This window comes from Pseudomonas sp. LTR0, from assembly GCF_036630035.1.
Classification (GTDB): Bacteria; Pseudomonadota; Gammaproteobacteria; order Pseudomonadales; family Pseudomonadaceae; genus Aquipseudomonas; species Aquipseudomonas putida_Y.
In genome coordinates, this window is the sequence record NZ_CP123734.1 from 2,931,686 (window position 1) to 2,956,795 (window position 25,110).

The window sequence follows — 25,110 nt, forward strand, 5'->3', positions numbered from 1 at the left end:
CGTGCCGCAAACTGCGACTACCGCCGAATCTGGAGGTAACATTGACAGGGCGGGTGGCGCACTTCAATATCTTACCCCTAACCGTAATGAGTGGTCGGCCACCAAAGTCATAGGCACTATTGATAACTAGGATAGACAATGAACACGCACACACTGAAGGCTACCGCTGCAGCGCTTCGTGAAAAACTTGAGGCTCTCGAAGATCAAAATTCCGATGCGAAGCTGATGCTCAACACCCTACGCGGCCTCTTATTAAAAGCTGAAAATGGAAAAATTCATGCCCCCATGGAGGCTAGAGACATACCTGGTTACCGCTACTTACCGGAAACCAACTTACAGGACGATCGTAATCTCAGTCAGTTATTTGCAGAATTTTACATGGCATTGATTGATGGAGAGGAGTGGAGTTCCTTTAAGAAATTCCAAGCCAAAAATAAAAATCACGATTAGAAAAAGATGGAGCACATACAAGAAGCTTGCTCGAACGGGCAACTTGGCAGTACACCAATATACGAGGCAACCAGGATACTGCTGCCAATTTCTTCAAGTCACAGGGCTATAAGTCTGCCGATTACATCCCCCTGCTCATTGAGCCTCTGCATGATCACCGGAAAGAAATTGCGCGACTGACTATAGTCAAAGGTACGAACGGCGATCTTTCCGGATTGCAGTAGCTATAAGATTTCAACGATTTGTTCAGGCGGAAATCGCACTTTGCCAAGCTGCCAAAACCTGCAAGTACCTCGCCAACTAGGTCTTGTACCGTCTTACCCTGGAAGATTCGCGAGTCGAGAGAGCAAGTCAACATCACACTTCCTGGATAACTGGCGTCTAATATCGCTTATTTTCGGCTCTTGAGTGCAAAAACCCGAGCCAACCATGAAGCGTCACGTAACGCACGCACATATTCGATCTCAAGAAATGTGTATTGACGCGCCTCACGACGCTCGCGTTCTTTTAACGCCCTTAACGAAGCGATATTGGTGCGATTATAGAAGACCAAATACAGCGAAATGAAAACCATCACACACAGCACCACGGCCATAGAACTATTATAGTTCTTTATCGTCGGATACAGCAGACTACTCAACCCTGCACCAAGCCCGCCCACAACCCACGAATTGGCCTGCTCGGGTTCGAATACTTCTACCCGATCACCGCGTAACAGGAATGAACTCGCCTTGCTTCGATGCCCATAGGCCAATGCGAAAGCCAACGCAGTAAGAATGAGCGGCACGGCGCTGATCGCAAGCGCCGCTACGCCTCCCATTTTTGCTTGTTTGTACGTTATCGCCATTGACAGAACAAAGGCAAAAAGCGGCACGGCAGTCAAGCTGAAACAGAGACGTAAGGACGCAAAATCAGCAAATCGTTCCGAACGATAGGCGCATTTCACGCACCAGCAAAATGTAACAAAAGACGCTACAGCCATTGGCACAAAAACAATTTTCGGCGCCACCCCAAGTGTCAACACTGAAATCATAAGCGTCAAAAACCAGAAGGCCCAAATTCGCGCAAAAAACCGTTCGGTCGTAAACATTTAATTCAATCTTTCCCGGTCAGGTAAATGCATCCTGCATCAAGCTGGAAATCTCACAATGAAAACGCGCTTGGCCGGGAGCTGTCAAATGATGGCAATAAGCCAGATTGCCTCACCACGAGGACAAAAGCCGCGTGCAACAGGTGGATCATGGGCCTGTGTATCAGTAGACAATTTCTTGATTAATTACATCGGAATATGTCCTCCGGTTTGAGCTGCTGGAGGTCTGGAGTGTAGGCTCCCTACGCCTAGCCATGAGGCAGTAGATCGCGAATATCAGGGAGAATCGCCATGAGCGTGAGCGAAAGCCAACTCAGCCAGCTCGACCGGGAGATGGACCAGAATCACCGGGAAATGGTGATCATGTCCATTGAGGATTTTCACGCACAGGCCCAGTTTGCTCAGCAGGCACATGGCGCCACGCAATCGCCGCAAGTCTGTACGCGCACACAGGGCGATATGCTGACCGGCACCTGGCACGGCGTGAAATCCACCTACAACGGCCTGCCTCATACCTTCGTCAATACCACCTGGGGTGTGCCCGCGGCCATGGCCGCCTGGGACGCGAAAAACACCGCCAGTTTCATTCGCGACATGAACGGGTTGGGCACAAAAGTACGCTACAGAGTGCGCAATGGTAAGCAGTACGTCGTTCTCACCGGCTACCCTGGCCTGCGCAAGACACTCAACGCGCCACGCTATGGCATCCAGAATGCCAAGCTCGTCAGCATGGGCATCGGCAAGTATGGAGTGCGCGGTTCGTCCATCAAAGGATTCAAGCTTTCGTGCTACGTGGCGGTGGCCATTGAAGTCGCAGAATGGATATTTGCCGACGAGCACGTCATGAGCGACCTGTTTGGCGGCGTTGGCGTGGAACTGATCAAGGCCGGTATCGCCTCGGCACTCGGATACGCCGCGGCCCTGGCTGCTGGCGCCCTGTTCACTGCAGCCGCCGCACCAGTCATTGCCGGGGCGCTCGTGGTATTTGCCGTAGGCCTTGGATTGAACGCACTCGACAATCACTTCGGCATCAAGAATGCCGTTAAGGCGGGTTTACGCTATGCCGTGGATCATATCGAGGCCATTCACAAGACAATCACCGAGATCAAGCCGGACGACCTGCGTCGCTACGCTGAGGAAACCGCCGCCAACATCGCAGGCAGGATTGCCGACGAGCTTTACGATGAGGCCAAGTCGTGGGTCATCCGTAAGCTGCGCCCCGACGGGATAGACTTGCCTGCATGGCCAGACGCCCCCAGGCTGCCATTGATGCCCTCATTGCCATCGCTCCCAACGTTCAACCTGCCTAAGTTCTGAGAATGAATACTCGCTCCTCACAAATTTCACCCGGGCTTTCCCCCCTCAAGATGAGGCTGCTGGCCGTCGGCATGTTTATCGTATTGCTGCTGGTAGGGGCCGTCTCGCTTTATGCCTATACCAACTACCTGTTCCCGCTGTACGGCAGGTTGCTACGTGGCGCCCCGGTTGTGGAGACACCGTACCTCGCGTTCGGCCTGCTCATGGCCCCACCGGCACTCGCCATCCTGCTCGTTGGCAGTGCGATCTGCGCCTGGACCGGCAAGAAATTCGACCCGCCCCCTGCATCCTGGCTGCACCGCTTCCAGACGTTGATGTTCGGGATATCGATTAAAACACTGATCTATGTAGTACCTGCGGTGATGGTTCTGACTACGGGGGCTTTGCTGGCCAGGGGTTACACGCCCTGCTCGAAGCTGCTGATATCGGGTTCTGCCTGGCAGTTGTTCTGGGTCAATGATGACCGGGTGTGCTTCAAGCCGGATCACTACATCAACGACAACTGGCCATGCAAGGTTATCGACGGCAAGGACGTTTGCGTCCAGGTCGACGGGCGGTAAGTTGCCTACCTTGGCCAGGCTCAAAGTGAGTACGGCGGAAAACCGAAAAGGTAACAGTTGATAAGCCGCAGCGACCTGGAGACGGGGCGTACAGCGGCGCCCCTCCGGTCTACACATACTCAGGCATTAAATGGACAAAGACACACTGAAAATTACAGCCAGAGCGCTTCGCGAAAAGCTTGAGATTCTCAAGGATCAGAATCCTGACGCCATGACCATGCTCAACCTACTTCGCGACCTTCTGCTGAAATCTGAGAACGGTGACATCCACACACCTTTAGAGGCGCGAGACATCCCTTGTTATCGCTATCTACCTGAAACAAACCTACGAGACGATCATGAGCTTAGCGAGGCTTTTGCCAAATTCTATATGGCGTTAATCAAGGGACAAGAATGGAGTTCATTTAAAAAATTTAAAGCCAGAAGTAACACGCACGAATAGAACCTGACATTGCACCCTTATGGTTTTCATCACGAGGGCGGCGTGCAAGGGATGTGGTGCAGATGGCAATCGATCTTACCTTGCAGCGAAACACGGCCTGCCCACGCAATCCGCTCTACGGGATATCGAGCTCATCGCGCGGCGGCGCCAGCTCGAACAGCCGGCTCGCCAACCTACGAATATGCTGCGACCAGGCCACCTTGGCCACCCACTCCGACGGCATGCCCGATACCCCGTAGAGCGCCCCTGCAATCTGCCCTGCCGTTGCAGCGACACTGTCGGCATCATCGGCAAGGTTGGCAGCCAGCAGGATCGCATCCCTGAAATTGTTGGTATTCCAGACAGCCCAAAGCGCGGCTTCCAAGGTATCGACCACATACCCCGACGAGCGAATGTGGTCGCGGGATTTGTGCTTGTACTCCCCCGCATTGATGATCGTGGGTCTCGGCTGCAGCGGCCGCACCTTGGGTGCCAACGCCTCGACCTTGTCTGCGCCATTGAGCGCCAGGTGCAACTGGGCAGCGAACAGCTTGCAGCAATCCTGAACCTCGACGGCGCCATGGGTCACGCTGCTTTGGGTGACGCTCTCCCACCAGCTTGCCGAGAGCGAATGACGCCTGAAAATAGCCGTAGGCGCGAGGCGTATCAACGAACCATTGCCTGCGGTCGAGGCCTCGATATTGCCCATCCAGCCAAGCCCTTGGGTCTCCCACCCTTCCAGGGCACGGCGGGTGACATTGCCAATGTCGAAGCAGCGGCCATTGACGCTGTTTTCGCCGTGCCGGTACCAGCGCACCAATGCATCGGCGAAGGTTGCGAAATCGAACTTGCCTTGGCTGGCGTAGGTGTCCGCCAGGCACAGGGCCATGCTGGTATCGTCGGTCCACTCACCAGGCGCCAGGCGGAAAGGACCACCGCCGACCATATCGCTGACATGCCCTTGATCACGCCGCTGGAACTCCAGGGTCGTGCCTACCGCATCACCAATCGCCAACCCCAGCAGTGCACCTTGCGCGCGGTCCAGCGCCTGGTCCGGTGACAACGTGCAGGGCCTGTCGCTCAGCCAGCCGGGCTTGATACGGGGCAGCCTGGGGGCGCCGGGTTCCAGCGTGTAGCTCATGCGCTGCTGCAACTGCGGCGACCATTCGGGTTGCAGTTCGGCGTAACGCTGGGCGTACTCGCTCAGGACTGCATCTGGGCTTCTCAGATCGATCATGCTGATTCCTTGCTGTGGTTCGCGCTCATCCATGCGAGCATTCTGCGGAACATGCACGCTACTGGCAACGACATGCCCAGGCAGGTAGCCATGCCCAAGTGATGGCCGCTAACAACCCACCTCGAAGGTGCTTCTCAGCATGAAATTCAATGACACCTACACAAGCCGCGAGCACCGCTTTGCCCTCGGGATAGAACTGGCTTCGCAGCAGTGCTACCTGTCCATCCCAGTCAGCAATACCTTGGTCGATTACGAAGAGTATTACCGCATCGACAAGGCCCGATACGAGGCCTGGCTACAGGAACCTTCGGCAGCGCTGCCCATGGTTGTTCGATGCCGCCGCCGCGAACTGGACCACGCCCTGATGATGCAACCCGGCGCCCAGCGTGGCACGGCTGCCCCGTGCATTTGCAACCTGACGGAGATCTCGGCGGTGTTGGCACGAGCAGCAACCTTGCTGCTGCGCGATGGCGGCTACGCAAGCTGGGCCAATACCCTCCTGGGCTACCGTTCACGGCTGCACAGCGATACCGAGCAGGTGCGCCTGAGCTTGTTCGCGATGCCTCGCGGCATGGGCACGCTCAGCGATGCCGTACTGTATGAAAACGGCGTGCTGTTGGTCGAGGCCACCGATGAATTACATGCATTGCTAGGGTGCTTGTGGGAGTGGGGAATCCAAGGTCGCATCGCCGGCGCAAAGTCGCTGTAGCAACCCATACGGACCCGCTTCGACGCGGCATATTCCGTCGCATTGCCATCACGAAAACACGCTGCGATGAAAGACAGGCATGAACGGCGTAGCACTGAAAAATGCGACCCAGATCACTTTTTGAAAAATTCTTTTCACGCCAGTTTTTACCGCGATCTTGACACCTTCCCCCCCTGATTTTGCGGGTCAAAGCCCCATTTTATGTGCTCGAAACCTGCGCGCAATGTCATGAAGCCATCATTGCGCCGCATCACAAAACAGGGAAAAAATCGCGCCCCTCACCGGAACTTCTTCCCCGGCGAGGTGCCCTACTCGGCATTGCTGGCAACACGATATTCATGTGCCAGCATTCAAATTGCCGCAGCCGAGTGGCGCGATTTTCAGGTCCACGCCATTGGCGTTTCAGGACGATCAAGCAGGCTCATGGACGATGCACCGATGACACAGACATTCGATGTCGAAGCACTGATCAAGCTGCGTAGCCAGACGCGGGCGATCTCCGATGCGCTGAAGGCGCAGGCGGCGGATTACCTTGCCACCGTGGCACCGCTGATCCGTCCGCAAACCCTGTTTGGCGAATACCTGCAAGGCGCCCAACGCAGCAGCGGGCGCGAAACCCAGGGCCACTTCCAGGCCCTGGTCGAACTCTACGAACGTATCGGCTCGGCCGCGCCGTTCCAGCTGGTCACCGAGCTGGAAGTACCGCTGAACCTGATCAGCACCACCCCCGAACTGTTCCCGCTGGAATACGACAAGACCCTGGAACACAGCGGCCAGGTCATCCGCATCACCAGCCCGACCCGCTGGGTGGTGGGCTTCCACGCCTTCGACCTGGCGCGGTTTCGCAATGTCATCAAAGACCCCAACCGCAGCAGCGCCGAGCTGTACCGCTTCGTGGTGCACTACCTGGTGCTGTTCTACTGCCTGAGCAAGTCGCCTGGCCTTGGGCGGCTGTTCGAGGGCTTGCGCTACGGCCTGAGCTTCGAGCGCCTGAAGGGCTTTGGCGACCTGCCGTTCTGCGTCATCAGCTCGCCGGTGCGCTCGGAACTTCCCGACGACTCGGTCATCCGCAGCAGCACGCAGATTGCCGGCAACACCAGCTTCGAAGAACTGGTAGGCCGCGACAACATTCTGGAAATGAACGACGAAATCCGTCAGCGCCTGCTGCTGACGATCGAAGGACTGTAACGCGCAGCGCCCGGCACCGGGCCGCGCAATGATTCGCAGCGAATTGCTCGCACTGGAGAACACGATGGCGAAGAAGGAAAGCACTCAGCACAAACTTGACCGCGTTCGCGCGCCTCGGGTCCATATCACCTACGACGTGGACATCGGCGATGCCATCGAGAAAAAAGAGCTGCCCTTCGTCGTCGGCGTACTGGGCGACTTTTCCGGCAACCCGCTGGAGCCGCTGCCCAAGCTCAAGGACCGCAAGTTCGTATTCATCGACCGCGACAACTTCAATGGCGTGCTCAAGGGCATCAAGCCACGCCTGACCTACCGCGTCGACAACACCCTGGCCAAGAACGGTACCCAGCTGGGCGTGGAGCTGAACTTCAACAGCCTCGAAGACTTCGAGCCACAGAACGTGGTCAAGCAGGTCGAGCCGCTGCGCAAGCTGCTGGAAGTGCGCAACAAACTGGCCGACCTGCGCAACAAGATGGGCGGCAACGACAAGCTCGAAGAGCTGCTGATGGACGTGCTGCAGAACACCGAAAAGCTCAAGACCTTGGGCAAGGAATTCGGCCGTGAAGCCGAAGTGAAAGACCCGTCCAGCGACGATCGCGCCTGAGCAGGAGCCCGAACATGACCGACAAGCAAACCGTACCGCAACAGGCCGGCGACCTGGTCGAAGTGGAAAACTTCGCGCCACAGCCCTCGCTGCTCGACAGCATCATTTCGCAAAGCCGCGTGGCCCGCTCCGACACCGAGCGCAACCGCACCCGCGACCTGATTGGCGAACTGGTGAACCAGGTGCTCGAGGGTGAGATGACCCCGAGCAAGGACCTGATCGCCGTGCTCGATTCGCGCATCGCCGAGATCGACGCGATGCTCTCCGAGCAGATGAACGAGATCATGCACGCCCGCGAGTTCCAGCAGTTGGAAGCCTCCTGGCGCGGCCTGAAATACCAGGTAGACCAGACCGAGACCAGCACCACGCTGAAGATCCATCTGCTCAATGCCTCGAAGAAAGACCTGGTACGCGACCTGAAGGCCGCCAGCGAATTCGACCAGAGCGCGCTGTTCAAGAAGGTCTACGAAGAAGAGTACGGTACCTTCGGTGGTGCACCTTTCGGCATGTTGATCGGTGACTACGAGTTCAACCGCAACCCCGAAGACATGTACCTGCTCGAAGAGATCTCGCACGTCGCCGCGGCGGCGCACGCCCCGTTCATTTCGGCCGCCTCGTCCGAGCTGTTCGGCTGGGACTCGTTCACCGAGATGTCCGGCCCGCGTGACCTGGCGAAGATCTTCGACACTGTGGAATATGCCAAGTGGAAGTCGTTCCGCGCCTCGGAAGACTCGCGCTACGTCGGCCTCACCCTGCCCCACGTGCTGGGTCGCCTGCCGTATGGCCCGGATACCACCCCGGTGGAAGAATTCAACTTCGTCGAAAGCGTCGATGGCCGCGACCACAACAAGTACCTGTGGATGAACGCCGCCTACGCCCTCGGCACCCGCGTCACCGATGCCTTCGCCCGCTACGGCTGGTGCGTGGCCATCCGCGGCGTGGAAGGTGGCGGCCTGGTCGAAGGCCTGCCGACCCATACCTTCAAGACCGACGACGGCGAAATCGCCCTCAAGTGCCCGACCGAAATCGCCATCACCGACCGCCGCGAAAAAGAGCTGTCGGACCTGGGCTTCATCCCCCTGGTGCACTGCAAGGGCACCGACTATGCCGCGTTCTTCGGCACCCAGTCGGCGCAGAAACAGAAGCAGTACAACACCGACATCGCCAACGCCAACGCACGCCTGTCGGCCCAGCTGCAATACATCTTCGCCACTTCGCGCATCGCCCACTACATGAAGGCGATCATGCGCGACAAGATCGGCAGCTTTGCCTCGCGCATGGATGTCGAGCGCTTCCTCAACCAGTGGCTGGCCAGCTACGTGCTGCTCGACGACACCGCCAGCCAGGAGGCCAAGGCCAAGTTCCCGCTGCGCGAAGCCCGCGCCGAGGTGTTCGAAGTGCCCGGCAAGCCAGGCGTGTACAAGGCCGTGACCTACCTGCGCCCGCACTACCAGCTGGATGAACTGACCGCCTCGCTGCGGCTGGTTGCCGAGCTGCCACAGGGCGCGCGCGGCTGACAGGCCGTTGTGTACAGGGATGACACATGAGTAACCAGGCCCGCCTGCTGCCCTCGCTGCTCGACCGACTGCTGGACGACCGTCCCTACCAGTCGGCCGAGCCCGCAGCGCAGCGCACCTGCTCGCTGGCCGAGTACAAGGCCAGCATCGTCCGCGACCTCGAAGTGCTGGTGAACACCCGCCAGTCCCTGGTCGCCGAAGAGCTCGACGGCTTCAGCCAGCTCGGTGGTTCCATCCTTGAATACGGCATGCCGGACTTCATCAGCCGCAGCGTGCTCGACCCGCACGATCGTCGCCTGATCCAGCAACAGCTGGAGCGGGCGATCAGCACCGGAGACCGGCGCTTTCGCCGGGTCCGTGTTCAGCTGTTGGCCCAGCAGAACGGCCACCGCATGTTGACCTTCCGCGTGGACGCTGTGTTGCGTCTGCAGGACATCAGCCGCCAGGTGTCATTCGACGCCGTGCTGCAGGTCAACACCCAGGAATACAAAGTGCAGAACCTCAACTGATGCTCGACGAACTGCTGCCCTACTACGAACAGGAACTGTCGCACCTGCGCTTTCTCGGCCAGGAGTTTGCCGCGCAGTACCCGAAGATCGCTTCGCGGTTGCTGATCGAGGGCGACAACTGCGAAGACCCGCACACCGAGCGCCTGATCGAGGCGTTCTCGTTCCTGTCTGCGCGGGTGCACAAGAAGCTCGATGACGAGTTTCCGGAAATCGTCGAATCCTTCCTCGAGGTGCTGTACCCCCACTACCTGCGCCCTACTCCGTCGATGTCGATTGTCGAACTGAGCCTGGGCAGGCACGAGAAGGTCACCGAAGCCTACCGCGTGGCGCGCCATACCGAGATGCATGCCAATCCCGTGGAAGGCGTGGTGTGCAAGTTCCGCACCTGCTTCCCGGTAGAGCTGTGGCCGATTGCCGTGCAGCAGGCCTCGTTCACAGAAATGGAACGCTCGGCATTCAACGGGCACAGCGCCGACCTGGTCGCTCGTCTGCGCATCCGCCTGGCAGCCACTGGCGATGCCCTGTTCGGGCAGATGGACATGAACCGCCTGCGGTTCTTCCTCGACGGCGAAGCGACCCTGATGCTGCAGCTGTACGAACTGCTGTTCAACAACCTGGCCAAGGCCACGCTATGCTTCGATGACCAGGGCCGCAGCCGCGAAGTGGCACTGCCGGCCGACGCCCTGAAAGCCGTGGGCTACGCCCGTGACGAAGGCCTGGTGGATTACTCCGAACGCTCATTCCTGGGCTACCGCCTGCTGCACGAGTATTTCACCTTCCCCGACAAGTTCATGTTCTTCGACCTCAGTGGATTTGCCCGCATCCTGCAGGGCAAGGCCATCGAGCAGGTAGAGCTCAACTTCTATTTCTCCGACTACGACCTCAGCGAGCGCCTGGCGCGGCTGACCCAGAACATCGGGCGCAACAACTTCAAGCTCAACTGCACGCCGATCATCAACCTGTTCCGCCAGCAGGCCGAGCCGATCAAGCTGACCCACACCCAGCACGAATACCAGGTCACCCCTGACACACGGCTGCACAACGCGGCAGAAGTGGTATCGATCGACCGGGTACGGCGGGTGCGCAAACTCGGCGGCATCGACCAGGTCGCCACCTGCCAGCCGTTTTTCGAACCACGGGGCGAGCAAGACCCACACAGCAGTTTCTGGGTCGCGCGCCGGCGAAACCAGGGTGACGCCACTGCCATGAGCATCCGCGTGGTCGACCGCGATCTGGAGCTGATTGATGCCAGCAGCGACACCCTGAGCATCGGCCTTACCTGCAGCAACCGCGACGTGCCACTGATGCTGCCGTTCGGTGGCGAACGGGGCGATTTCACCATTCCCGCCAACTCGGTGATCAAGGATATCCGCTGCCTGCGCAAGCCCACCGCCACGGTGCGTGTGCCCTTGGGCAAGGGCCTGATCTGGCGGTTGATCGCCCACTTGTCGCTGAACCATCTGTCCCTGGTGAGCCAAGGCCGCGAAGTGCTGCTGGAGCTGTTGTCGCTGTACAACTACCGCAATGTCTCCGCCATTCGCAAACAGATCAACGGCATCAAGGCGATCAGCAGCGAACCGGTGGTCGCGCGCATCGGCCACCCGCGGCCTAATTTCGTGCGCGGCGTCGGCATCACCCTGACCCTGGATGAAAGCCAGTTCATCGGCAGTGGCGTGTTTCTGTTCGGCAAGGTGCTGGACCACTTCTTCGGCCAGTACTGCTCGATGAACAGCTTCACCCAACTGACCCTGCGCACCCAACAACGAGAAAAGAGAGTCGTACAATGGCCAGCACGCACCGGCGATCAGCCCCTGGTCTGATCGATCAGGCCCGAGCCGAGCCGCACCGATTCGAATTCTTCCAATTGGTGCGCCTGCTCCGCCTGCATTACAGCCGCACCGGGCGCATGGACCTGGCGACCCGGCCGCACGAAGACCCGCTGCGTTTTCGTACCCAGCTGTCGCTGGCGTTCCCGGCCAGCGAGGTCAGCGACCTGCACTTCGAGCGCGAAGGCAAGGTGTCGCCGGCCGGCTTGCCGCTGTCGGAAGTGCAGGTCACCTTCATGGGCCTGGTCGGGCCGTCGGGCGTGCTGCCGCGCCCATACACCGAACTGCTGCTCGAGCGCCACGTGCAGTATCGCGACGATGCCGCCCATGCGTTTCTCGACATCTTCTCGCACCGCATGACCACGCTGTTCTACGAGGCCTGGCAGAAATACAAATTCCACATCGAGCACGAGCGCAATGGCACCTCGGGCTTCGATGGCTACCTGCTCAACCTGGTCGGCCTCGGACCGCGCGCCCAACAGCTGAAGTTTGAAGAACAGCCGTCAGCATTGCGCCGTGAGCTGTTCAGCTACTTTGCCGGCCTGCTCAGCCAGAAGCCGCGCAACGCGTTGAACCTTGAGCGAATGCTCGGCTTCTATTTCTCACTGCCGATCCACGTCAGGCAGTTCGCCGGGCGCTGGTTGCAGCTGCCGCCTGAACAGCGCACCCAGCTTGGGCGGCGCAACGCCCAGCTTGGCCACAGCGCTGTTGCTGGCAAGCGGATCTGGGACTACCAATCGTGCATCCGCATCGAGCTGGGCCCACTGAACCTGGCCGATTACCAGCGTTTTCAGCCTGGTACCGAGTGCTATCGCCGGCTGGTCGAGCTGGTGCGCTTCTATATAGGTGCCGGCCTGGACTTCGAAATCGCCCCGCGCCTCAAGCGCGAGGCGGTGCCACGTGCCCAACTGGGCCGTAGCGGCAATGTCGCCCTGGGCTGGCTGGGTTGGCTCAAACGCCCTGGTCGCGACGCGGAGCCTTCGCGTTGCGCCGTCTTCCACATTCCTTACGATGGGGTCGCCTTGTGAACCTGAAGTCTCTGTTCGCCAAGCTCAACGAAACCAGCCGCATGGCCACCGAAAGCGCGGCGGCCCTGTGCCTGTCGGAGCACCACTACGACGTGGAAGTGGAGCACCTGCTGCTGCAACTGCTCGACAACAACGACAGCGACCTGGCGCCGATCCTGCGCCACTACGAGGTCGTCGCCGAACGCCTGCAGGCGCAACTGGTCACCGCCCTGGGCACCTTCAAGAAAGGTAATACCCGCACCCCGGCGCTGTCGCCGCACATCACCCGCATGATCGAGCAAGCCTGGTTACTGGCCTCGATCGAGTACGGCGTAGGCCAGGTGCGCAGCGCCCACCTGCTGCAGGCTCTGCTCGACGATGCTGAACTGCGTCGCGTGGTGATCGCCTCGGCGCCGGAGCTGGAAAAAATCAACACCGATGACCTGCGCCTGAACCTTGCCGCGCTGGTGGAAGGTAGCGCCGAGTCCAGGCAGGCCAGCCCACTGGCCAGCCCAGCGGCGCCAGTGAGCACGTCGGGCAAGGCCAGCGGCAAGACCCCGGCGCTGGACCAGTACACGGTCAACCTTACCCAAAGCGCTCGCGAGGGCCGCATCGACCCGGTACTGGGCCGTGAGTTCGAAGTACGGCAGATGGTCGACATCCTCACCCGCCGCCGGCAGAACAATCCGATCCTCACGGGCGAAGCCGGGGTCGGCAAAACCGCCGTGGTCGAAGGCCTGGCGCTGCGCATTGCCCAGGGTGACGTGCCGGCGGTGCTCAAGGACGTTGCCCTGCACACCCTCGACCTGGGCCTGTTACAGGCCGGCGCCGGGGTCAAGGGCGAGTTCGAGAACCGCCTCAAGGCTGTGATCGAAGAGGTCAAGCGCAGTCTGCACCCGATCATCCTGTTCATCGACGAAGCCCACACCCTGATCGGCTCCGGCGGCCAGGCCGGGCAGAACGACGCCGCCAACCTGCTCAAACCGGCCCTGGCCCGTGGCGAGTTGCGCACCATCGCTGCCACTACCTGGGCCGAATACAAGAAGTACTTCGAGAAGGACGCCGCCCTCGCCCGCCGCTTCCAGGTGGTCAAAGTGGAAGAGCCCGACGAAGACAAAGCCATTCACATGCTGCGCGGCCTGCTTGGCAAGATGCGCGAGCACCACAAGGTGGCGGTGATGGACGAAGCGCTGGTTCAGGCGGTACGCCTGTCCAACCGCTACATCACCGGCCGCCAGCTGCCCGACAAGGCGGTCAGCGTGCTCGACACGGCCTGCGCGCGCATTGCCCTGGCGCAATCTTCGCTGCCCGGCGCACTGGAAGACTGCCGCCGGCAGATCGACAACCTGCAGGCGGAAATCGGCGTGCTCGGCCACGAAGCCGGCAAGGGGCACGACCATGCCCGCCGCCTGGAAGCGCTGCAGGCTGCCCTGCAGGCCGAGCAGCAGCAAGAACAGCAGCTCAATGCCCAGTGGCAGCAGGAGCTGGAACTGGTCGAACAGCTCAAGGCGCTGGACGCCGCCAACGATGCCGACGCCCAGCAGCTCAATGCCCTGCGTGCCGAGCTGGCTCGCGTGCAAGGCGACCAGCCACTGGTCCACGCGCTGGTCGACAGCGGCGCCATCGCCCAGGTCATCAGCGGCTGGACCGGCATCCCGCTGGGCAAGATGCTGCGTGACGAAATCGATACCGTGCAGCGCCTGCCAGCCCTGCTTGGTGAACGCGTGCTGGGCCAGGACCACGCCCTGCATGAGATCGGCAAGCGCATCAAGATTTCCCGAGCGCGCATGGAAGACCCGAACAAACCAATTGGCGTGTTCCTGCTGCTCGGCCCCAGCGGCGTCGGCAAGACCGAAACCGCCCTGGCCCTGGCCGACACCTTGTACGGCGGCGAGCGCAACCTGATCACCATCAACATGTCCGAGTACCAGGAAGCCCACACCGTGTCGAGCCTCAAGGGCTCGCCACCCGGCTATGTCGGCTACGGCGAAGGCGGCGTACTGACCGAGGCGGTGCGCCGCAAGCCGTACAGCGTGGTGTTGCTCGACGAGGTGGAAAAAGCCCACCCCGACGTGCTCGAACTGTTCTTCCAGGTGTTCGACAAGGGCGTGCTGGACGATGGCGAGGGCCGCGAGATCAATTTCCGCAACACGGTGATCATCCTCACCTCCAACACCGGCACCGAGCGCATCATGCAGACCTGCCTGAACGCCACCGAGCTGCCGACGCCCGAGGCGATCGTCGAGGACCTGCGCGACCAGCTCAACCACGTGTTCAAGCCGGCCTTCCTCGGTCGCCTGAGCATCGTGCCGTTCTACCCGGTGCAGGACCAGATTCTCGAGCGCATCGTCGCCCTCAAGCTCGAACGCATCGCCAAGCGCTTCGCCCGCAACCACCAGGCCGAGCTCAGCTATGACCAGGCACTGGTCAAGGCCATCGCCGCGCGCTGCACCGAGGTCGACAGCGGCGCACGCAACATCGACAACATCCTGTCCCAGACCCTGATGCCCGAACTCGCCCAGCGCGTGCTCGAGCGTATGGCCCAGGACGCGCCGATCCAGCACCTTGCGATCGAGCTGGGCAGCGATGGCGATTTCGCCTATCGCCTGGCCTGACCAGTACCCGGAGGTTTTGCCGTCATGCAACACAAGCACATCGTCCTCAAACGCCTGACCACAGCCGCCTTGCTGGTAGCGCTGGCCGGCTGCGGGGTCACCGACCGTATCGGCAAACGCATGGAAGACAGCTGGGCGGCCGACATGCTGGCCGACAGCGAAAAGGTCATCCTGACCTCCGACGGCGGCAACCAGCTCAACCCTGACGCCGAGGGCAGGCCGCTGTCGGTGGTGATGCGCGTGTACCAGCTGACCGACCTCGAGCGCTTCGCGGCTACCGATGCCGAGACCCTGTGGGACGCCCCGCAAAAAGCCCTGGGCAACACCCTGGTGGAAACCCGCGAGATTACCCTGCTGCCTGGCATCGGCCAGATCGACCAGTGGCCGCTGGCCAAGAGCGCGCGCTACGTCGGCGTGGCGGCGTTCTTCCGCGATGAGCATGACGCGCGTTGGAAAGTCGCCTTCGACGCCAACTCGCTGCGCAAGGACGGTATCTGGTTCTCCTCCGACGGCCTGCGGGTGCTGGTGGACAACACCGAAATCAGCGCCATGCGGGGCGTGGACGTACTCAACAAACCTCCGACCGCCGACCAGCTTGCAGCTGCGCAGAAGGCCAAGGATGCCGACACGCCCCTCACCGACAAGATGCAGGACGCGGTCGTCGACAAAGCCACCGACGCCGCCAGCCAGTCGGCCAGCAACGCCATGGATTCAACCTTCAATTCTTTAGTGGATAGCGTCAAATGAGCAAGCAGAGCCGGGTGATGTGGTCGGAAGGCATGTTCCTGCTGCCCCAACACTTCCAGTATCAGGACGAATTCCATCAGCACCAGTTGGCTGAGGCGACCCTGCGCAGCACCCCTTTCCATTGGGGAGTTCAGGCGCTGCAGGTGGACGAGGACGCCCTGGCCACTGGTTCACTGCAGCTCAAGCGCCTGAAACTGGTGTTCCCCGATGGCAGCCTCTACGACGCGCCGCAGCACGATCCGCTGCCGGCCGCGCGCGACCTCAAGGACCTGCTCAAGGCCAACGACCTGAAGGTGTATGCTGCGCTCAAGCTGCCCGAGCCATTCGGCCGCAACTACGTCGAGGATGGCCACGAACACAAGGCTGCTCGGCGCTTTCGCAAGCAGTTCGACACCCTGCCCGACCTTAATGAAGGCGAGCTGGAGAACGAAATCACCAGCTTGCGCTTGAACGTCGTACTGCTGGTCGACGGTGACAGCCTCGACGGTTACAGCCACTGCCCCCTGGCGAAGCTGACACGCAACAGCATGGGCGGTTTCAACCTTGACCCGCATTTCGTCCACCCCACCCTGCACCTGGGCAGCCACGAGACCATTGCCGGCATTGGCAAGCGCCTGCTCGGCGCCCTGCAGGCCAAGAGCAAGGCGCTTTCCGGCCGGCGCCGCGAGCGCGCCGACCAGATCGCCGAGTTCGGCTCCAGCGATGTCACCCTGTTCTGGCTGCTGAACACGGTCAACCGTGCCCACCCGCAACTGGCTCATCTACTGGCCCACCCGCGCCTGCATCCGGAACGCCTGTACCTGTTCCTGGCCGACCTGGCCGGTGGCCTGCTGACCTTCACCCTGGACACCCAACTCAGCGACCTCCCCGAATACGACCACCACGACCCGGCCGCGTCGCTGGTCAAGCTCGACGAAATGATCCGGGTGATGCTCGACAACGTCGTGCCCAACCAGTGCATCGTCATCAACCTTACCCAGACCAAGCCATCGCACTGGCAAGGCCAACTGCATGACCCGCGCCTGGCCGAGGCCGACTTCTATATCGCCGTGCACGCCGACATGCCTGGCGCCAGCCTGCTGGAGCTGGTGCCCCGTGCGTTCAAGGTCGGTTCGCCGGAAGACATTGAAGTGGTGGTCAACAGCGCCATGCCGGGTGTCACCCTCAATCACGCCGCGCGGCTGCCGAACGCGATTCCGGTGCGCCTGGACAACCAGTACTTCGCCATCGAGCCGCACGGCACTGTGTATGAACGAATGATCAGCGCCCAGGCCATCTGCTTCTATGCGCCCAGCGCCTTTACCAACCTCAAGCTTGAACTGATGGCGGTGCTCAAATGACCGAAGCCGTACTGCAACAGGGCGCCGTCCCGGCCGCCAGCGACAAACCGACGCTCAAGGACCTGGTCCAGGACTTCATCAGCATGGCGTTGATCGTACGTCGCGGTCGCCAGGTCACTTCGGTGCAGGCCTTCGAAGGTAGCGTCGAACGTTTCTTCGCCAACCTGGAACGTGATGCCCGTGCCGCCAACTATAGCGTCGAGCAGGTCAAGGACACCCAATACGCGTTGTGCGCCTTCCTCGACGAAAGCGTACTGCGCTCGGACGACAACGCGCTGCGTCGGCACTTTGAACTGCAGCCGCTGCAGTTCCGCTATTTCGGCGTGCACCTGGCCGGCGAAGGCTTCTTCGAAAAGGTCGACGCGTTGCGCGCCGACGTCAAGCAGAACATTGACGTGCTCGAGGTCTACCACCTGTGCCTGGCACTGGGCTTCGAGGGCAAGTTCAGCCTCGGCCAGAAAGACCAGTTGCGTTACCTGGCCAATACCCTGGGCCAGGATATTGCCCGCTACCGCAAGGCGCCCAAGGCCCTGTCACCGGACTGGGCACTGCCCGACCAGGTGTCGCAGATGCTGCGCCATGAAGTACCGCTGTGGGTGTATCTGGCGCTGATCGCGTTGGTCTGCGTCGCCGTGTACCTGACGCTGGACTGGTTGCTGGACAAGGACGTCGCCGCCCTGTCCGAACAAATCCGCCAGCTGTTCAGTGCCTGAGCACATACCAGGTAGCCGAGTCAGGAAGACATGAAAACATTACTGCGTCTGTTGAAAAGTTTCTGGGTGCTGCTGCCATTGCTGTGGCTGGCTAGCCTGTTGATTTGCTGGCTGGCCGCGCCGCTGGTGCCGTGGCTGCGTCATCACGTGCCTGAAGCGCTGGCGATCATCAGTGCCTGCTTCCTGCTGGTAATCGTGCTGCGTCAATACCAGCGCATTCGCGCCGAACACAACCTGGAGAACCTGCTGCAGATCGAGGTCGACCGCTCGTGGAATGCCACTGGCGAGTTCCGTGACCAGCAGGTGCTGCGTGAGCGCCTGAAGCACGCCATCGCCATGCTGCGCACCGACCGCTCCGCGGGTGGCGGCGGCAAGGCGGCGCTGTCTGACCTGCCCTGGTACCTGGTGGTCGGCATGTCGGCGGCCGGCAAGACCTCGCTGCTGACCCATTCCGGCCTGTCGGCCAGCATCGCTACGGCCAACGACAGTGAAAGCGGCACCCAGCACTGCGACTGGTACTTCAGCCCCGACGCCGTGATGATCGACACCGCCGGGCGCTACCTGCGCGACGACCAGTCGGCCAGCGAATTCTCGGCCTTTCTGCGCATGCTGCGTAAGCAGCGTGGCAAAGCGGCGATCAATGGCCTGGTCCTGGTGGTCAGCCTGCCCGAACTGCTGGCGGCCAACAGCGATGAGCGCAATGCCCTGGCGGCCCAGCTGGTGGCACGGGTGGAAGAATACGCCGAATGCCTCGATGCCAACCCCCCGGTTTACCTGATGCTGAGCAAGACCGACCAGTTGCCGGGCTTTAGCCAGGCGTTCGACGGCCTCGACCTGCACGATCGCCAACAGCCGCTGGGCATGACCTTTGGGCTTTCGGAAATCCGCACCAACGGCCTGCACGCCGTGCTGCAGACACGCCTGAAGAAGCTGCAGGCTCATATTCGCCAGCACGTCGACGCGCAGATGATCGCCCTCGGTGCCGAAGCCGACAGCACCTTGCTGAATTTCCCGCAGTACTTCGCCGCCCTCAGCGGTGTGCTCGAGCAATTCCTCGACCACTTCACCCGCGGCCATCGCGGCGGTGCCCCGCTGCTGCTACGTGGCCTGTACTTCACCAGTGCACTGCAGACCGGGCAGCAGCTGGGGCAGGTCTATGAAGATGTCGTCGCCGACGAATTCGCCCTGCAGGCCGCCTACGATGAGCAGGCCGGTCACGTCGACAAGCCCCTGGGCAACCGCAGCTACTTCATCACCGACACCTTCCGCCAGGTGATCTTCCCCGACCGCGACCTGATCCTTTACCAGTCGCGCCTGGGCCGCCAGGCTGCGTTCAGCCCGCTGCTACTGGGCCTGGCCGCCGCCACCGGGTTGCTGTTCATCGGTTGGCAAGCGCTGTCGTTCGCCAATAACCGCCAGTGGCTGGACAACCTGCGCGGGCAGCTGGCGCACATCGAGCAGGCAGCAGACCGCGAGCAGCAGCTGGCCGCAGGCAAGGGCCTGGAAGTGCTGCGTGAACAGATGGCCAACGTCGAGGCCCATCGCCTGCAGGGTGTACCCCTGCAGCTGGGTGGCGGCCTGTACCAGGGCGAGGCGATTCACCAGGTGACCCGCAGCGCCTATCTGGCGCAGCTGCGCAGCCAGGCGCTGGAACCGATCGCACGCAACCTGCAAGTGCAGATGCGGGCGTTCAACACCTTCGCCAACGGTATCAATCAGGAGCTGGAATTCACCCCGGCCCCGCAGCCGAAAAAGCGCAATGGCAAGCCGCTTGCTCCTGCCATTGCGGCCAGGGCCCAGGCCGCGCTGGGCAACACCCGCGCTGGCGCCTATGCCGCCAAGGTCAACCTGGCCACTGCCAGCGATGGCGCCGAGCTGTCCGCCGCCACCGGTGGGCTGTCACTGTCCGAAGAAATGCTCGGGCGCCTGGACGAGCAACAGGTGGCCTCGATCATCGAGGCCTACAACACCCTCAAGCTGTACCTGTTGCTGACCGAGCCCAAGGCCCATCCAGACCCGGCCTTCGTCGCTGCCAGCCTGCCCCAGGCCTGGGCCAGCGCCGCCGCCGAAGGCACCCCGGCCGACGCTGGCGTGATCGCGGAAAATGCCCCGCTGTACGTGCAGTTGCTGGAGCAGGGCCAAGCGCCGTCGTTGCCGCGCAACGAACAGCTGATCAACGAAACCCGGCAGAACCTTAAGTCATTCATGATCTCCAGCTCGCTGGTCGACCGCGAGTACCTGCGCCTGCAGCTCGAGTCGAGCCGACAGTTCCCGGCGCTGAACCTCAACGACCTGGTCCCGCAACCGGGCCGCGCGCTGCTGTATGGAACCGCTGGCGTGCCGGCGATCTACACCCGCCAGGGCTGGGACACCTTCGTCAAGCCCGAGCTGATCAAGCTGGTGTCGGGCAACCTGCGCAACGAGTCGGACTGGGTGCTGGACGGCGAAGGCGGCGATGCCATCGTGCAGAAGGCCAACTTCGTGCGCGAGTTCATGGCCCGCTACAAGCGCGACTACACCCAGGCCTGGTACAAGATGGTCAGCAGCGTTGGCGTGCGCCACTTCGCCGACCTGGCTTCGGCGACCCGGCAATTGGGGCTGCTGAGCGACGTGCAGAACTCGCCAGTGAAGAACCTGCTGCAGGCGGTCAACGACAATACCCAGTGGGACCTGCCGCTCAAGCAAGCCATCCCGGCCCCCGGCACCACCCGCGACGATGGTTTCTGGAGCAAGGTCACCGGTCTGTTCGACGCTAACGACACCCTGCCCGCCAACGTTGCCCCGGCCCTGCCGGCGGTGGACGACGGTAGCCTGGCCAAGCGCTTCGAGCCGGTGGCGCGGGTGTTCGCCGAGAACAACGCCGAAGGCGCCGACAGCACCATCATGGACCGCTACCTGGCCGCCTTGCGCAAACTCAAGGTGCGCCTGAACAACATCCAGCGCTCGCAGGATGTGGGCAAGAGCAGCAAACAGTTGATCAGCGAGACCCTGGAAGGCCAGCCGAGCGAGATCACCACCGTGCGCAACTACGTGGAGAGCAGCGTCGACACCAGCCAGGATGGCCTGTCGCGCTCGCTGCAGGGGCTGTTCAGCCTGCCCATCCAGTATGCCTGGGCGACCCTGCGCGACCCGGCCGGCCAGCAGATCGCCAAGGCCTGGGCGCAGCAGATCGCCAAGCCCTGGGAGCAGGTCATGGCACACCGTTACCCGATTGCCGGCAGCAGCCGCAACGAGGCTTCGGTGAAAGACCTGCAGCGCTTCGTGGATCCCGACAGCGGCCTGCTGCCGGCCTTCAAGCGCAACGAAATCGGCAATCTGGCCGGCGGTGAAGGATTGGGCGTGGGCGATAGCAAGGGGCCAGCACTGGTCAACCCTGGCATGCTCAACAGCATCGACAAGGCCAGCTCCGTGGGCCAGGTGATCGCCAGCCTGTCGGACCGTGACAACGGCTTCGAAATCATGCTGGAGCCTTCAGCCAACTTCACCGACATCGTCTTCACCCTCGATGGCCAGGAGCAGCACTACCGCAACGGCCGCAGCAGTTGGAACCGCTTCGCCTGGCCGGGCACCAGCAACGCGCCGGGCGCGCGCCTTGACGTCGTCACCCTGAGCGGCACACGGGTCACCGTGTTCGACTTCCCGGGGCGCTGGGGCCTGCTGCGCATGAACGAGAGCGCTCGCGTCGACGACCTGGACGGCATTCAGCAACGTTTCAGCTGGAACACCGCCAATGGCCGCGTAAGCCTTATCGTGCGCAATTTCGGTGGGGTCAAGCTGACCGATCTGGCTGACGTCAAGGCCCTGAGCGCCCTCAACAGCAGGGGGGCGCAATGATCGGTTGCTTCGGCAAGCTACCGTCGAGCGCAGATTTCGTCAGCCTTCATGGGGCGGCGGAAGAAGTCTGCGAGTTCGACGCCTGGTTGCAGTCATCGCTGGCAGCCATGCGCTACCGCGATGACTGGCAAGCGTTGTTCGACGCGCTGCCGATGTGTTTTTTCACCTACCGCGCACGCAACGGCAACTGGCTACTGGGTGGCCTGCTCAGCTCGCGCGATGCCAGCCAGCGGCGCTACCCGTTCTTCATCTTCCAGCTGCTCAAGCTCGAAGACAGCAGTGTACTGGTCAACCCGTTCACGCTTGGCGAGCTGTTCAGCGCACAGATCAAACCGATGCTGCACCAGGCTGTGCAAGGCGCCGACTGCACCAGCCTGTTCGAACGGATCAAGGCCTTGCGCCCGCTGCAGGGCCAGGATCTGGACCTGTTCCGCCGGGTGCACGCCAAGTTCCTGCATGATTTCAGCTTCGCGGATGTGGCCCGCGCACTGCACGGGTCCTGGCCAGGTTTCGACAGCGCCACTGCCCTCGCCCACCTGCAGCTCGGCCGTGCTTCGCTGCAGGGCGACTTTGCAGGCGGCATCGAATTGCCGTTGCCGGCCGAACGTGGCCTTAAAAACCCCACGGCCGATCTCTGGCTGACCTGGCTGAGCCGCATGAGCGGGCACCGAGAGTTGCCGGCGGTGAGCCTGTTGGCCGACGACTTCATGCACCCGCAGCTGTACAGCTTCCCGGCGCGCCACGCCAACTGTGCCTACCGCCTGCTCAGTGGCTGTGCCGACCCGCGCCAGCACCTGGAGTTGCTCAGCCCACTGACGACGGTGCCTCGGCTGCACGATTACGACCGCCCCCTTGAACATGTCATCGACCAGTTCGTCGATGCACTGGATGCGACGCCTGTATGAACAAGCTCAAGTACTACTGCCTGCGCTACCAACCCTACCTGCTGGGCGTGGCGTTCTTCCTGGCGATCTTCCTGGTCTGGGCCATCGGCCGAGCCTTCGGCTTCGCCTCGCTGCACAGCCTGCTGGCCGGCATCGGCGTGTTTCTGCTGCTGTCGGCGGGCTATGTACTGCTGCTGTACCGCGGAGTGGGTCAGCACCACAACCTGGAAGGCCTGCTGCGCGACGACGCCGACCAGGCCGTACTCAGTGCAGCCCCAGCCGACCGGGAAGAGGTCAGCCTGTTGCGCGAGCGCCTGCTACAGGGCATCGAGCGGCTGCACAGCAACAAGCCGCGCGGTACCTCGACCAAGGATGCACTGTATGCCCTGCCCTGGTACCTCGTCATTGGCCAGCCGGCCGCCGGCAAGAGCACAATGATCCTGCAGTCGGGCCTGAACTTCCCCTATGCCGAGCGCGAAGGCGCGCGGGTCGCGGGCCTGGGCGGCACGCGCAACTGCGACTGGTTCTTCAGCTCTGAGGCGGTACTGCTGGACACTGCCGGGCGCTACATGAACAGCCCCGAAGAAGCCGGCAAGTGGCGCGGCTTTTTGCAACTGCTGCGCCAGCACCGCCAGCGCCGCCCGCTCAACGGTTTGATCGTCAGCGTCAGCATCGCCGATATCCTGCATGGCCCGGTCGAAGAGCAGGAACGCGTGGCCAAGCGCCTGCGCGAACGCATTCAGGAAAGCTGCGCGCTACTAGAAGTGCGCCTGCCAATCTACCTGGTTTTCACCAAGTGCGACCTGATCCCTGGTTTCACCGCGTTCTATCGCCAGCTGGACGATGCCGCGCGTGGTGAAGTGATGGGTAAAACCTTCTCTCACAAGGGTTTCGAGCAAGCCGACTGGGGCCAGCGCTTCGGCAATGCGATGGACGAGCTGACCCGTTACTGGGGGCAGATGGCGAGCCAGCAGCTGGTGCAGCAGGACATACAAGTCACTCGGCAGAACAACGCAGCCTACCGCTTTCCGCTGGAGCTGGCCGCGCTCAAGCCGCGCCTGCATCAGTTCGTCGACAGCCTGCTGCGTGCCAACCCTTACCAGAATGCCGAAATGCTGCGCGGCTTCTATTTCACCGCAGCGTTGCAGGCCGACGAAACTCAGTGGGGCTGCCACGGCCAGCATGTGGCCGAACGCTTCGCGCTTGAACACGCAGAAGGCACGGGCACTGCCGGCAGCCACGCGGCGCCGCTGTTCATCAACAGCCTGTTCCGCAAAGTGATCATTCCCGACCAGCATTTGGTGGCGCTGTACACCAGCAACCACCGTGAACGCCGGCGCAAGGCCGGGTGGGTGGGCGCTGCCGGCCTGGCGGCACTGGTGCTGTGCAGCCTGTGGGGCTGGTCGTACCTGAACAACCGCGCCACCCTGGCCAGCATTGCCGAAGAACTGGCCCAGGCCAAGGCCGACGACCAGGCGGCCAGCGGCCAGTACACCGCCTGGCGAAGCCTCGACCGCTTGCGCTTCTGGGCTGCTCACTACCATGAGCAACACCACGCTAAGGGCGTGCCCCTCGGCATGCGCCTGGGCCTGTACCAGGGCCATGAGGTCGAGCCGCTGCTGCGCGACCGCTACTTCGCCACGTTGCAGAATGTGATGCTAAAGCCCACGGCCGATAATCTGACCCGTACCCTGTACCTGCTGACCACGCTCAAGGTCTACCAGCGCAACACCCGTGAGCTGCAGCCAGTGAGCGGCATTGACAGCGTAGAGGCCGAGGCGCTGCCCCATGACAACCGCGCCCAGTCGATCGCCAATTTCGGAAAGGCGGCCCTGGACACTTACGTGATGCTTTCTCCGGGCCAGCGCGAGCATGCCGACCCGGCGTTTCTCAAGGCGCACCTGCCGGACTACTGGTACCCGGCCATCGCCCGTCATACCGGCAAGAGCATGGCCGCCGCCGGCAGCGAGGCCGGCGGTAACCAGGACTACCTGTATGCCAGCCGCCAGATCACGTTCTATAGCGACCAGATCCGTGAGCCAGATGTACCGCGCATCCTCGACAACGCCTTCCTGATGTCCAGTTCGCGCAACTACATCGACAGCCTGCGGGCCCAGTCACTGCGTGCGATCGAGACCATCACGCTGGAATCCGACACCTTATTCGCCTTCGGCCGCGCCGACTTCCAGAGCCTGAAAAACGAAGGCCAGAGTCAGCTGAGCGCAATTGCCAGCAAGCTGCTGAACACCCCGAATATCGGCAAGATCATCATCTCGGGGCACGCCGACCAACTGGGTGACAGGCAGGGCAACCTGCAGGTTTCGAAACAACGGGCACAAACCATCCGCACCTATCTGGTTGGCAAGGGCGTACCTGCCGAACTGATGGTCGCGCAGGGCGAAGGCAGCCGCAAACCGTTGGTCAACTGCGACATGCAACAACCGCGAACGCAGTTGATCAAGTGCCTGGAGCCCAACCGCCGGGTGGAAATCGAAGTGCGTGGGCTTAACTGAGCCACGCCGCAATAACCGGTCGCCGGGGC

Annotated in this window: 21 protein-coding genes; 19 read left to right on the forward strand and 2 right to left on the reverse strand. The window is 61.7% G+C overall.

Annotated elements, in window-relative coordinates:
• Positions 1–138 precede the first annotated feature (138 nt).
• Entirely contained in the window at positions 139–450 is a 312-nt protein-coding gene (locus QCL51_RS13585; RefSeq protein ID WP_103462538.1) for a hypothetical protein, read from the forward strand.
• Positions 451–476: 26 nt separating this feature from the next.
• On the forward strand, positions 477–674 hold the full coding sequence (locus QCL51_RS13590) for a polymorphic toxin type 46 domain-containing protein (RefSeq protein ID WP_338443455.1): 198 nt from the start codon (positions 477–479) through the stop codon (positions 672–674).
• Between the two features lie 167 nt (positions 675–841).
• Here the strand turns inward: QCL51_RS13590 and QCL51_RS13595 are convergent, their stop codons facing one another.
• Positions 842–1,540 carry a hypothetical protein gene (locus tag QCL51_RS13595; protein ID WP_103444328.1) on the reverse strand — a complete coding sequence of 233 codons (699 nt, stop codon included), beginning with the start codon at positions 1,538–1,540 and terminating at the stop codon, positions 842–844.
• A gap of 291 nt (positions 1,541–1,831) precedes the next feature.
• Here QCL51_RS13595 and QCL51_RS13600 point away from each other — a divergent pair, with 291 nt between their 5' ends.
• The 3 genes from QCL51_RS13600 (at position 1,832) to QCL51_RS13610 (ending at position 3,859) form a co-directional block, all read left to right on the forward strand.
• A complete protein-coding gene (locus tag QCL51_RS13600) occupies positions 1,832–2,857 on the forward strand; it encodes a hypothetical protein (protein WP_319298147.1) in 1,026 nt (341 codons plus the stop codon).
• 50 nt (positions 2,858–2,907) lie between these two features.
• On the forward strand, positions 2,908–3,417 hold the full coding sequence (locus QCL51_RS13605) for a hypothetical protein (RefSeq protein WP_021785691.1): 510 nt from the start codon (positions 2,908–2,910) through the stop codon (positions 3,415–3,417).
• A 130-nt stretch (positions 3,418–3,547) separates the two neighbouring features.
• Entirely contained in the window at positions 3,548–3,859 is a 312-nt protein-coding gene (locus QCL51_RS13610) for a hypothetical protein (RefSeq protein WP_009686747.1), read from the forward strand.
• A 115-nt stretch (positions 3,860–3,974) separates the two neighbouring features.
• Here QCL51_RS13610 and tri1 read toward each other — a convergent pair whose 3' ends face one another.
• Positions 3,975–5,075 (reverse strand): ADP-ribosylarginine hydrolase Tri1, encoded by a 1,101-nt coding sequence (gene tri1, locus QCL51_RS13615; RefSeq protein WP_319298146.1) that lies wholly within the window; start codon positions 5,073–5,075, stop codon positions 3,975–3,977.
• Between the two features lie 139 nt (positions 5,076–5,214).
• On the opposite strand from tri1, the gene QCL51_RS13620 reads away from it, so the two are divergent.
• The 14 genes from QCL51_RS13620 (at position 5,215) to tssM (ending at position 25,081) form a co-directional block, all read left to right on the forward strand.
• On the forward strand, positions 5,215–5,784 hold the full coding sequence (locus QCL51_RS13620; protein WP_021785689.1) for a hypothetical protein: 570 nt from the start codon (positions 5,215–5,217) through the stop codon (positions 5,782–5,784).
• Positions 5,785–6,222: 438 nt separating this feature from the next.
• Positions 6,223–6,972 carry a hypothetical protein gene (locus QCL51_RS13625; protein WP_028697263.1) on the forward strand — a complete coding sequence of 250 codons (750 nt, stop codon included), beginning with the start codon at positions 6,223–6,225 and terminating at the stop codon, positions 6,970–6,972.
• 64 nt (positions 6,973–7,036) lie between these two features.
• The gene (gene tssB, locus QCL51_RS13630) at positions 7,037–7,576 is read left to right on the forward strand and encodes a type VI secretion system contractile sheath small subunit (RefSeq protein WP_028697264.1); all 540 of its coding nucleotides are present in this window, start codon (positions 7,037–7,039) and stop codon (positions 7,574–7,576) included.
• A gap of 14 nt (positions 7,577–7,590) precedes the next feature.
• A complete protein-coding gene (gene tssC / locus QCL51_RS13635; RefSeq protein WP_103462541.1) occupies positions 7,591–9,093 on the forward strand; it encodes a type VI secretion system contractile sheath large subunit in 1,503 nt (500 codons plus the stop codon).
• Positions 9,094–9,119: 26 nt separating this feature from the next.
• Positions 9,120–9,602 (forward strand): type VI secretion system baseplate subunit TssE, encoded by a 483-nt coding sequence (gene tssE, locus QCL51_RS13640; RefSeq protein ID WP_003248355.1) that lies wholly within the window; start codon positions 9,120–9,122, stop codon positions 9,600–9,602.
• Positions 9,602–11,422, forward strand: a complete 1,821-nt coding sequence (tssF, locus tag QCL51_RS13645) for a type VI secretion system baseplate subunit TssF (RefSeq protein WP_319298144.1) — start codon at positions 9,602–9,604, stop codon at positions 11,420–11,422. The genes tssE and tssF overlap by 1 nt, the downstream gene beginning before the upstream one ends.
• Positions 11,386–12,456 (forward strand): type VI secretion system baseplate subunit TssG, encoded by a 1,071-nt coding sequence (gene tssG, locus QCL51_RS13650; RefSeq protein WP_135192718.1) that lies wholly within the window; start codon positions 11,386–11,388, stop codon positions 12,454–12,456. The genes tssF and tssG overlap by 37 nt, the downstream gene beginning before the upstream one ends.
• Positions 12,453–15,050, forward strand: coding sequence for a type VI secretion system ATPase TssH (tssH, locus tag QCL51_RS13655; RefSeq protein ID WP_135192719.1), 2,598 nt, complete (start codon positions 12,453–12,455; stop codon positions 15,048–15,050). Before tssG ends, tssH begins: the two co-directional genes overlap by 4 nt.
• 24 nt (positions 15,051–15,074) lie before the next feature.
• Positions 15,075–15,797 (forward strand): type VI secretion system lipoprotein TssJ, encoded by a 723-nt coding sequence (gene tssJ / locus QCL51_RS13660; RefSeq protein WP_323601224.1) that lies wholly within the window; start codon positions 15,075–15,077, stop codon positions 15,795–15,797.
• On the forward strand, positions 15,794–17,137 hold the full coding sequence (tssK, locus tag QCL51_RS13665; protein WP_021785681.1) for a type VI secretion system baseplate subunit TssK: 1,344 nt from the start codon (positions 15,794–15,796) through the stop codon (positions 17,135–17,137). Before tssJ ends, tssK begins: the two co-directional genes overlap by 4 nt.
• On the forward strand, positions 17,134–17,850 hold the full coding sequence (icmH, locus tag QCL51_RS13670; protein ID WP_004576640.1) for a type IVB secretion system protein IcmH/DotU: 717 nt from the start codon (positions 17,134–17,136) through the stop codon (positions 17,848–17,850). The genes tssK and icmH overlap by 4 nt, the downstream gene beginning before the upstream one ends.
• 30 nt (positions 17,851–17,880) lie before the next feature.
• Entirely contained in the window at positions 17,881–21,684 is a 3,804-nt protein-coding gene (locus QCL51_RS13675; RefSeq protein WP_101196074.1) for a type VI secretion protein IcmF/TssM N-terminal domain-containing protein, read from the forward strand.
• Positions 21,681–22,589 carry a type VI secretion system-associated protein TagF gene (tagF, locus tag QCL51_RS13680; protein ID WP_021785679.1) on the forward strand — a complete coding sequence of 303 codons (909 nt, stop codon included), beginning with the start codon at positions 21,681–21,683 and terminating at the stop codon, positions 22,587–22,589. The genes QCL51_RS13675 and tagF overlap by 4 nt, the downstream gene beginning before the upstream one ends.
• Positions 22,586–25,081 carry a type VI secretion system membrane subunit TssM gene (gene tssM / locus QCL51_RS13685; RefSeq protein WP_021785678.1) on the forward strand — a complete coding sequence of 832 codons (2,496 nt, stop codon included), beginning with the start codon at positions 22,586–22,588 and terminating at the stop codon, positions 25,079–25,081. Before tagF ends, tssM begins: the two co-directional genes overlap by 4 nt.
• Positions 25,082–25,110 lie beyond the last annotated feature (29 nt).

What these genes read in the sequence shown, in the direction of transcription:
- QCL51_RS13585 (WP_103462538.1), top strand. Translation starts at nt 139, where the DNA reads ATGAACACGCACACACTGAAGGCTACCGCTGCAGCGCTTCGTGAAAAA.
- QCL51_RS13595 (WP_103444328.1), bottom strand. Translation starts at nt 1,540, where the DNA reads ATGTTTACGACCGAACGGTTTTTTGCGCGAATTTGGGCCTTCTGGTTT.
- QCL51_RS13600 (WP_319298147.1), top strand. Translation starts at nt 1,832, where the DNA reads ATGAGCGTGAGCGAAAGCCAACTCAGCCAGCTCGACCGGGAGATGGAC.
- QCL51_RS13605 (WP_021785691.1), top strand. Translation starts at nt 2,908, where the DNA reads ATGAGGCTGCTGGCCGTCGGCATGTTTATCGTATTGCTGCTGGTAGGG.
- QCL51_RS13610 (WP_009686747.1), top strand. Translation starts at nt 3,548, where the DNA reads ATGGACAAAGACACACTGAAAATTACAGCCAGAGCGCTTCGCGAAAAG.
- tri1 (WP_319298146.1), bottom strand. Translation starts at nt 5,075, where the DNA reads ATGATCGATCTGAGAAGCCCAGATGCAGTCCTGAGCGAGTACGCCCAG.
- QCL51_RS13620 (WP_021785689.1), top strand. Translation starts at nt 5,215, where the DNA reads ATGAAATTCAATGACACCTACACAAGCCGCGAGCACCGCTTTGCCCTC.
- QCL51_RS13625 (WP_028697263.1), top strand. Translation starts at nt 6,223, where the DNA reads ATGACACAGACATTCGATGTCGAAGCACTGATCAAGCTGCGTAGCCAG.
- tssB (WP_028697264.1), top strand. Translation starts at nt 7,037, where the DNA reads ATGGCGAAGAAGGAAAGCACTCAGCACAAACTTGACCGCGTTCGCGCG.
- tssC (WP_103462541.1), top strand. Translation starts at nt 7,591, where the DNA reads ATGACCGACAAGCAAACCGTACCGCAACAGGCCGGCGACCTGGTCGAA.
- tssE (WP_003248355.1), top strand. Translation starts at nt 9,120, where the DNA reads ATGAGTAACCAGGCCCGCCTGCTGCCCTCGCTGCTCGACCGACTGCTG.
- tssF (WP_319298144.1), top strand. Translation starts at nt 9,602, where the DNA reads ATGCTCGACGAACTGCTGCCCTACTACGAACAGGAACTGTCGCACCTG.
- tssG (WP_135192718.1), top strand. Translation starts at nt 11,386, where the DNA reads ATGGCCAGCACGCACCGGCGATCAGCCCCTGGTCTGATCGATCAGGCC.
- tssJ (WP_323601224.1), top strand. Translation starts at nt 15,075, where the DNA reads ATGCAACACAAGCACATCGTCCTCAAACGCCTGACCACAGCCGCCTTG.
- tssK (WP_021785681.1), top strand. Translation starts at nt 15,794, where the DNA reads ATGAGCAAGCAGAGCCGGGTGATGTGGTCGGAAGGCATGTTCCTGCTG.
- icmH (WP_004576640.1), top strand. Translation starts at nt 17,134, where the DNA reads ATGACCGAAGCCGTACTGCAACAGGGCGCCGTCCCGGCCGCCAGCGAC.
- QCL51_RS13675 (WP_101196074.1), top strand. Translation starts at nt 17,881, where the DNA reads ATGAAAACATTACTGCGTCTGTTGAAAAGTTTCTGGGTGCTGCTGCCA.
- tagF (WP_021785679.1), top strand. Translation starts at nt 21,681, where the DNA reads ATGATCGGTTGCTTCGGCAAGCTACCGTCGAGCGCAGATTTCGTCAGC.
- tssM (WP_021785678.1), top strand. Translation starts at nt 22,586, where the DNA reads ATGAACAAGCTCAAGTACTACTGCCTGCGCTACCAACCCTACCTGCTG.